Annotated in this window: 7 protein-coding genes; 1 reads left to right on the top strand and 6 read right to left on the bottom strand. The window is 34.8% G+C overall.

The genetic code is table 11. From position 1 onward, the window contains the following. Positions 1-585 precede the first annotated feature (585 nt). On the top strand, positions 586-1,926 hold the full coding sequence (gene mtaB, locus ERX46_RS03760; protein WP_130092488.1) for a tRNA (N(6)-L-threonylcarbamoyladenosine(37)-C(2))-methylthiotransferase MtaB: 1,341 nt from the start codon (positions 586-588) through the stop codon (positions 1,924-1,926). A gap of 120 nt (positions 1,927-2,046) precedes the next feature. On the opposite strand, the gene ERX46_RS03755 is transcribed toward mtaB, so the two are convergent. From ERX46_RS03755 to ERX46_RS03730, 6 genes are all read right to left on the bottom strand, one after another. Continuing rightward, positions 2,047-2,817, bottom strand: coding sequence for an outer membrane beta-barrel protein (locus ERX46_RS03755; protein ID WP_130092487.1), 771 nt, complete (start codon positions 2,815-2,817; stop codon positions 2,047-2,049). Beyond that, entirely contained in the window at positions 2,814-3,215 is a 402-nt protein-coding gene (locus ERX46_RS03750; RefSeq protein ID WP_130092486.1) for a hypothetical protein, read from the bottom strand. Before ERX46_RS03750 ends, ERX46_RS03755 begins: the two co-directional genes overlap by 4 nt. Next, positions 3,200-3,787: a nitroreductase family protein gene (locus ERX46_RS03745; protein WP_130092485.1), complete on the bottom strand. Its 588-nt coding sequence runs from the start codon at positions 3,785-3,787 to the stop codon at positions 3,200-3,202. Before ERX46_RS03745 ends, ERX46_RS03750 begins: the two co-directional genes overlap by 16 nt. A gap of 143 nt (positions 3,788-3,930) precedes the next feature. Then, positions 3,931-4,635, bottom strand: a complete 705-nt coding sequence (locus ERX46_RS03740; protein WP_130092484.1) for a T9SS type A sorting domain-containing protein — start codon at positions 4,633-4,635, stop codon at positions 3,931-3,933. Positions 4,636-4,746: 111 nt separating this feature from the next. Then, complete coding sequence (locus ERX46_RS03735; RefSeq protein WP_130092483.1) at positions 4,747-5,472, bottom strand: ABC transporter ATP-binding protein; 726 nt, start codon at positions 5,470-5,472, stop codon at positions 4,747-4,749. After that, positions 5,472-6,470: a FecCD family ABC transporter permease gene (locus ERX46_RS03730; RefSeq protein WP_130092482.1), complete on the bottom strand. Its 999-nt coding sequence runs from the start codon at positions 6,468-6,470 to the stop codon at positions 5,472-5,474. The genes ERX46_RS03735 and ERX46_RS03730 overlap by 1 nt, the downstream gene beginning before the upstream one ends. Positions 6,471-6,509: the final 39 nt, after the last annotated feature.

Raw genomic sequence — 6,509 nt, 5'->3', positions numbered from 1 at the left:
CTATTTTTAAATTAATTCTTAAGTCTCTTAAAACCTACTCTTTGAATCTTTCATTATTTTTGGATTTATTGAGAATAGACTTTAATAGTTAGAGTATAGAAAAATACTGACCTATATATAAGGTATAAAGTTTTATACCCTTATATAAAGTCTCGCAGTAGTAGGTTTAGAGTAATAATGATAAGATACGTGATAGTTGAGAAGTGGGGATTGCCCAATGGAAGATAGTCTTCATTAGTGTGGACTGTTGCAAACAGTGCGTGTCACAGACGCTGACAAGAGATTTTATGGGGTACAAAACAAAGAATATGGTTTAACACCTTTGTAAGAATCGTTAATTCACACAAAAGTTGTATGTAAATATCCACTACAGCGCACGTCGAACATCTTATTACTACTATACACAATAAAGAGCCATTCTATTTCAAATTCTTTTCCTTAATTTTGCAGATCTACCGATAATAGTTCAAATGCCTTCCGTCAATTGACAGAATACTTAAACTTTGTCCAGGTATTATATTTAAATCTAGTTTTTCAATAGTAACGTATTGTAACGCTATGATTAAATAATTAAGTTAAAATAATATGATCCAATACAAGAAAGTCGCGTTTTATACATTAGGGTGCAAACTGAATTTTTCAGAGACTAGTACCATAGCCAGAAGTTTTGAGGAAGCAGGGTATGCAAAGGTAGATTTTGATGATACACCAGACATATTCGTGGTGAACACTTGCTCGGTTACAGAGAATGCGGATAAAAAATGTATTCAATTGGTAAAAAAGGCCAAAAAGGTTAATCCTGAGAGCTTTGTTGTCATCATAGGTTGTTATGCTCAGTTAAAACCTGAGAAAATCGCTAAGATATACGGTGTGAATATGGTATTGGGTGCAAATGAGAAGTTTGACATCGTAAAACATATTGAGAGCAACGAATATTCAGAAGGGGTTACCATAGAATATGGTAAAATCAAAGATGTTCAGGATTTCGAACCTTCTTTCTCTTATGGAGATAGAACAAGATCATTCCTTAAGATACAGGATGGATGTGATTATTTCTGCACTTTCTGTACAATTCCGCTCGCTAGAGGTAAAAGTAGAAATGCAACGATTGCAGAAACTTTAGAAGAAGCTAAGAAAGTTGCTGCCACAGAAGTTAAAGAGATTGTACTTACAGGAGTCAACATTGGGGACTTTGGTCAAGGAGGTGATGAAGATTTCTTTGGATTAATTAAAGGGTTAGATCAGATTTCTGGAATTGACCGTTTTAGAATTTCGTCTATCGAACCCAACTTATTAAGCAACGAGATTATTGATTTTTGCTTAAATGACGCAAAGCATTTTGTTCCTCATTTCCATATTCCTTTACAATCGGGATCTGATGAATTACTTATAAAAATGCGCAGGAAGTATTTAAGAGCAACATATACTGATAGAGTTGAGCAAATCAAGAGAATCGCTCCTAACGCATGTATAGGGGTTGACGTAATTGTTGGTTTTCCAGGAGAAACGGAAGAAGCATTCATGGAAACCTATAATTACTTGAATGATTTGAATATTTCCTACTTGCATGTCTTTACTTATTCAGAAAGAGCAAACACAACTGCTAATAAAATGGATGATGTAATTCCAATGCATACGCGAAAAGAAAGAAGTAAGATGTTGCGCATTCTTTCTGAGAAGAAGAAAAGAGCATTTTACGAATCACAAGTAGGGAAAACGGGAGTTGTACTTTGGGAAAGTTCAAATGACAATGGATATATCAATGGATTTACTGAGAACTATATAAAGGTAAAGCACCCTTACGATGAAAGTCTGGAAAATAAAATTGAGACAGTTAAATATTTGGCTATTGATACTGATGGGATGATGTTTTCTGAGATATTAGACGTCAATACCACGAGTTGCAAAATCGCGGTAGGCTTATAAACTCGCGGTAGCCTTGTAAACTTGCGATGGTACTTATAGTACTATCGAAACTAAAAGAACTACTACCACGAGTTGTAACCTCGCGATAGAAAAACTCGCGGTAGTGTAGTATTAGAAAAACTATTGTTCTATTGGACCTCCTTCGAATTGAATTCCTTTTTTCGTCTTTTGGTTGTGGAAGAAATACTTAAGATTTAAGGAGAAAGTAGATCCTTCAACTGTTCCGTAGGCTATTGTTTTATTGGTTCCGTATCTGTATTCGGTGGCGATGGCTAATGTTGGCGAGAAAGGAACACGTCCGGAGAGTCCTAAATATATGGTTCCGTTATTTCGGGATCTGTACTCAAATCCAACGTTTGCATTGGCATTAAAGTCAAAAAAGCCTAATCTGCGTCCTTCGAAGATAAATAGATGCTTGCCTTCTGGATTTATAAGTGAACGAATATTGGAGGCGTTAAAATTTCCTGAAGCCCCTATGCTTACGTTCATAAAGAACTGTTTTCCTAATTTAATATAAACGAGGAAATTTAAGGGAATATCAAAACTTACATACCCTAATTCATCTTCCGCATAAAGGTTAGAATCTGGCACAGCGTAACTTGCTTTGTAATTTCGTCTCGTATAATTAATGCCTGTTTCAATTGCTAACAGTTCTGTTATTCCAATTCTAACAACTCCACCATAAGAGTATCCTAGCATTGGAGAAATTGTCGTTTCAAAACCATCTTCTTTCATATCAAAAGCTATATCCCCAACAAGGCTGATTGGGATTAATGGCTTTACTTGAATTCCAAAGAAATTCTCTGGTTTATTGCGGTATTTTTGAGCAATTAATGAAGTACTGCAAAATGTCAATACTAAAAGTAAAAAAAGTGAGTTTTTTATTTTCATTCTTCAATTTGATGTATTTCTGATTTTTCTCCTAGCAAGTCGGGTCTTGAACAATAACCAACTGTAGCGAGTATCATAACTCCCATAGAAAACAAAACTAACGCCCAACGGAAGAATTTATTGCTAATTAGGAAGGTTCTATTTCTTCCTTCAACATCATAATTGATTCTTTCAACTTTAGAGTAGTCTCTGTTATGAATTCCGTATAAGAAGTAGGTTTTACCTCGGGTATCCTCCTGCCCTTTTTCGAACCAAATTTTACTGACTGTTAAAGTCTTTTCGAAGTCATCAGCTTTGATTTTATTGGCAAAACGAAAAACTATGTAGTTAGGATTGGAAGGATGGCGAACATAATTCACCAAACCTAAATCTATTATATTCTCTACTTTTGAATCCATTCGGTTACATATTCTATTGGTTTACGTTGACCTTTTGGCCATTCTTGTCCTGGATATCCAACATAAAAAAGTCCTAAACAAAGGTCTTTTGGTCCAATATCTAAGAATTCTTTCATTTCATCGGTATAAACAAGTTTTGGTGTCGCCCAAAAACCTCCTAAACCATAAGCTGTGCAAGTAAGGTGTATATTTTGAACTGCACAAGCAACAGCTGCAATTTCTTCAATCTCTGGAATTTTTTCTGAAGCCTGTCTTTCCATACAAATAGCAATAACCGCAGATGCTTTAGCTGGACGGTTTGTCATTCTATCTAGTTTCTTTGATTTTTGTTTTTCTTCTGGTGTGGTTTTAATATAAAGATCATGCATGAATTCACCTAAGCGTGTTTTTCCTTCTTCCATGAATACTTTAAACCTCCAAGGTTGTGTTAACCCGTGAGAAGGTGCCCAAATCGCATTGTTTAAAAGCAATTCAATTTGTTCTTTGTGTACTTTTCGATCACTAAAGAATTCAGGATAAATTGTCCTTCTGTCTTTCATCAACTCGGTTACTTCACTTAAATTATATTTCATTTTCTCCAAATTTAAATCCGACAACAAAGATATTATGAATATTGTCAGTAAGAAAGTAAAAACAGAATAGTATTTGATAAATAGCGTTAGCACGAGGTGCAAACTCACAGTAGCACGGTTGGAGGGGAAATCTCGCGGGAATGCTATTTGATTACAATTTTTTTTGAATATAGTTTATCTTCATAATTGAATTTTAAAAAATATAACCCGGTGGGAATATTACTGACATCAATTAAGTAGTCCATGGATTTAATCCCTGCTATTGCCTTTCCGTTAAGCGAAAATAATTGAATGTCTTGAATTGGGAGATTATAATGAATAGTATTCGTTACAGGGTTTGGCCAAAATTCGAAATTAAGATTTTGTTCTGACTCAATCCCCAGTGAACTTTGACAATATCTTGTGACACAATCAGAATTATTACCTAAATTACTGTCTGTTATTGGATTTGAATTATTCTTAGGCTGTACACTAAAACATTGTTCGAAATAACCATTTGGAAGTCCACCACTCATTAATACTGCTGGCTTAACAATAACTGTATCGCCAATTAGTATTTCTTCGATAGATAAACTTACATAATCTCTAAACCAATCCAAAGGTGAAGATTGAGACATAGTATCTCCATTAATTGTAAAATAAATGAACAAGGTGTCAGTAATGGAAATATTTTCGTTTCCAACATTAATTAATCGAATTTCAGAAATGTAAGGAAATGAAAAACCATGGTTTTCAAGTGTGTCGTTTTCAGCTGGTGAGATTGTCTCTATCTTAACGTCAATAGTCTTTTGATTGAATGCTAAAAATGAAAATAAAAAAACAAAGATTATTGAAATTACGGTTTTCATAATTAATTTGAAATTGTGATTTACAGTTATTAACGAAGAAGAGGGTGGTTTGGTTGGGAACCATGAGATGCAATCTTGAAGTAACAACCAAAAAAACAATCTCGCGGTAGCTTAAAAAACTTTATTAATGATTTCTTCTTTCTTGAAAGGTGAATAGAAGTTCAATAATTGGTTTGAGCTGGTGTCGATGGCTACTACTCTACTGCAATATTCGAAGCATAAATCTAAATCGTGGGAAGAGATGAAGATTATTTGATTATTTTTTTCGGCAATCTCTTTCAGGAGTTGCAATACTTTTCTTCTGTTGTTGTAGTCAAGAAATGCTGTTGGTTCATCGAGAATCATGATTCCAGCTTCTTGTGCTAAGGCTTTTCCAATCATTGCAATTTGCCGTTCACCATCACTTAAGCTTATCGTATTTTCATTAATAAAATCGGATAATCCAAGCTGATTTATGACTTTTTGGACAATAGATTCATCTTCTTCCGTTAACTTATTCAACATATTGGTATAAGGCGCTCTTCCCATTGAAACTAGGTCATAGACAGACAAATGATCTACTCCACTAAACTTTGAAGGAACGAAGCTCAGATGTTTTGCTTTTTCTGTTCTCGTTAGGTTCTTCCAATTTTTATCTTCAATGCTAATTTCACCTGCAAGCGGATTCTGTTCACCTAAAATGGTATTGAATAACGTGGTTTTACCAGATCCGTTTGGCCCAATGACAGCAACAAATTCTCCAGGATTGAATGTGAGGTTTTCACAAGTGAATAAAATTCGTTCTTCTTTACGTTTCGCCTTACTAAATCCGATATGTAAATCTTGAAATTTGAGCATCAGAACTTTTTCATTATTATCCACATTACAACTGGCGCACCAACTAGCGCTGTCAATGCATTTAGTGGTAAATTCATAAATGGCGCAATCAATTGCATGGTGATGTCACAAATCACAATAAGAAGCGCTCCACCTAATAAACTTCCTATTAATAAATGATAGTGATTGGTGGTTTTATAAATCATTTTAACCATGTTTGGAACAACTAAACCTACAAAGGCAATTGGTCCACAAAATGCGGTTACGACTCCTGTAAGGATAGCGGTTGCACAAATTATTAAAAATCGAATAGTTTTTACATTAACTCCTAATAAAGCCGCACTTTTATCTCCAAGCAAAAGCAAATTTAGAGGTTTTACCAATACTACAGAAAGTAAAGCTCCAAATACGACAACGATTGTAAGAATTCCTAGTTGATTGAATTCAACGCCTTGTAATGAGCCAAAACTCCAGAGCATAAATGTTTTTAGATTATTTGGGTCCGCGTAGGCTTGAATTACACTGACCAAAGCACCTGCAAAGCTTCCAAACATAATTCCAATTAGTAAGAGCGAAACTTTACTCTTTACATAAATAGAACAAAAGAGGATAAAAAGACCTGCTCCAAATGCTCCAATCATCGCTGCAGCAACAATTCCTAAATCGCTTCCGAAGACATAAAAGGAGGACATTGTGCTAATTGCGACTAAAAGAGAAGATCCTGAATTGATTCCTAAAACATAAGGTCCTGCCAATGGATTTTGAAAAAGCGTTTGCATCAATAGACCTGCTATTGAGAGTGCTCCACCTGCTAAAACAGCAGTAATTACACGAGGGAAACGAAATACGCGTACTGTTAATTCGGCAGTTGAAGAAGAATCATAATTAAAAATCCCATTAAAAATATCAGAAAACCCAATTGAGAAGCTACCCAAAGTTAGATCAAAAAGCACCAAGCTGATGAGCAGAACAAAGAGCATTGCACTTGTTCTCCAATAATTTCTATTAAGGGTATTCATTATTTGCCAAAGGTATCAAGCGCAATTTAAATTCAATGG

This window comes from Brumimicrobium glaciale (assembly GCF_004152935.1).
Classification (GTDB): Bacteria; Bacteroidota; Bacteroidia; order Flavobacteriales_D; family Crocinitomicaceae; genus Brumimicrobium; species Brumimicrobium glaciale.
Note: the sequence above shows the minus strand (reverse complement) of the source record. Positions and strands in the feature narration are given on the sequence as shown.

Bases quoted from the DNA above. Each gene is read 5' to 3' on its own strand.
- mtaB (WP_130092488.1), top strand. From the start codon at position 586: ATGATCCAATACAAGAAAGTCGCGTTTTATACATTAGGGTGCAAACTG.
- ERX46_RS03755 (WP_130092487.1), bottom strand. From the start codon at position 2,817: ATGAAAATAAAAAACTCACTTTTTTTACTTTTAGTATTGACATTTTGC.
- ERX46_RS03750 (WP_130092486.1), bottom strand. From the start codon at position 3,215: ATGGATTCAAAAGTAGAGAATATAATAGATTTAGGTTTGGTGAATTAT.
- ERX46_RS03745 (WP_130092485.1), bottom strand. From the start codon at position 3,787: ATGAAATATAATTTAAGTGAAGTAACCGAGTTGATGAAAGACAGAAGG.
- ERX46_RS03740 (WP_130092484.1), bottom strand. From the start codon at position 4,635: ATGAAAACCGTAATTTCAATAATCTTTGTTTTTTTATTTTCATTTTTA.
- ERX46_RS03735 (WP_130092483.1), bottom strand. From the start codon at position 5,472: ATGCTCAAATTTCAAGATTTACATATCGGATTTAGTAAGGCGAAACGT.
- ERX46_RS03730 (WP_130092482.1), bottom strand. From the start codon at position 6,470: ATGAATACCCTTAATAGAAATTATTGGAGAACAAGTGCAATGCTCTTT.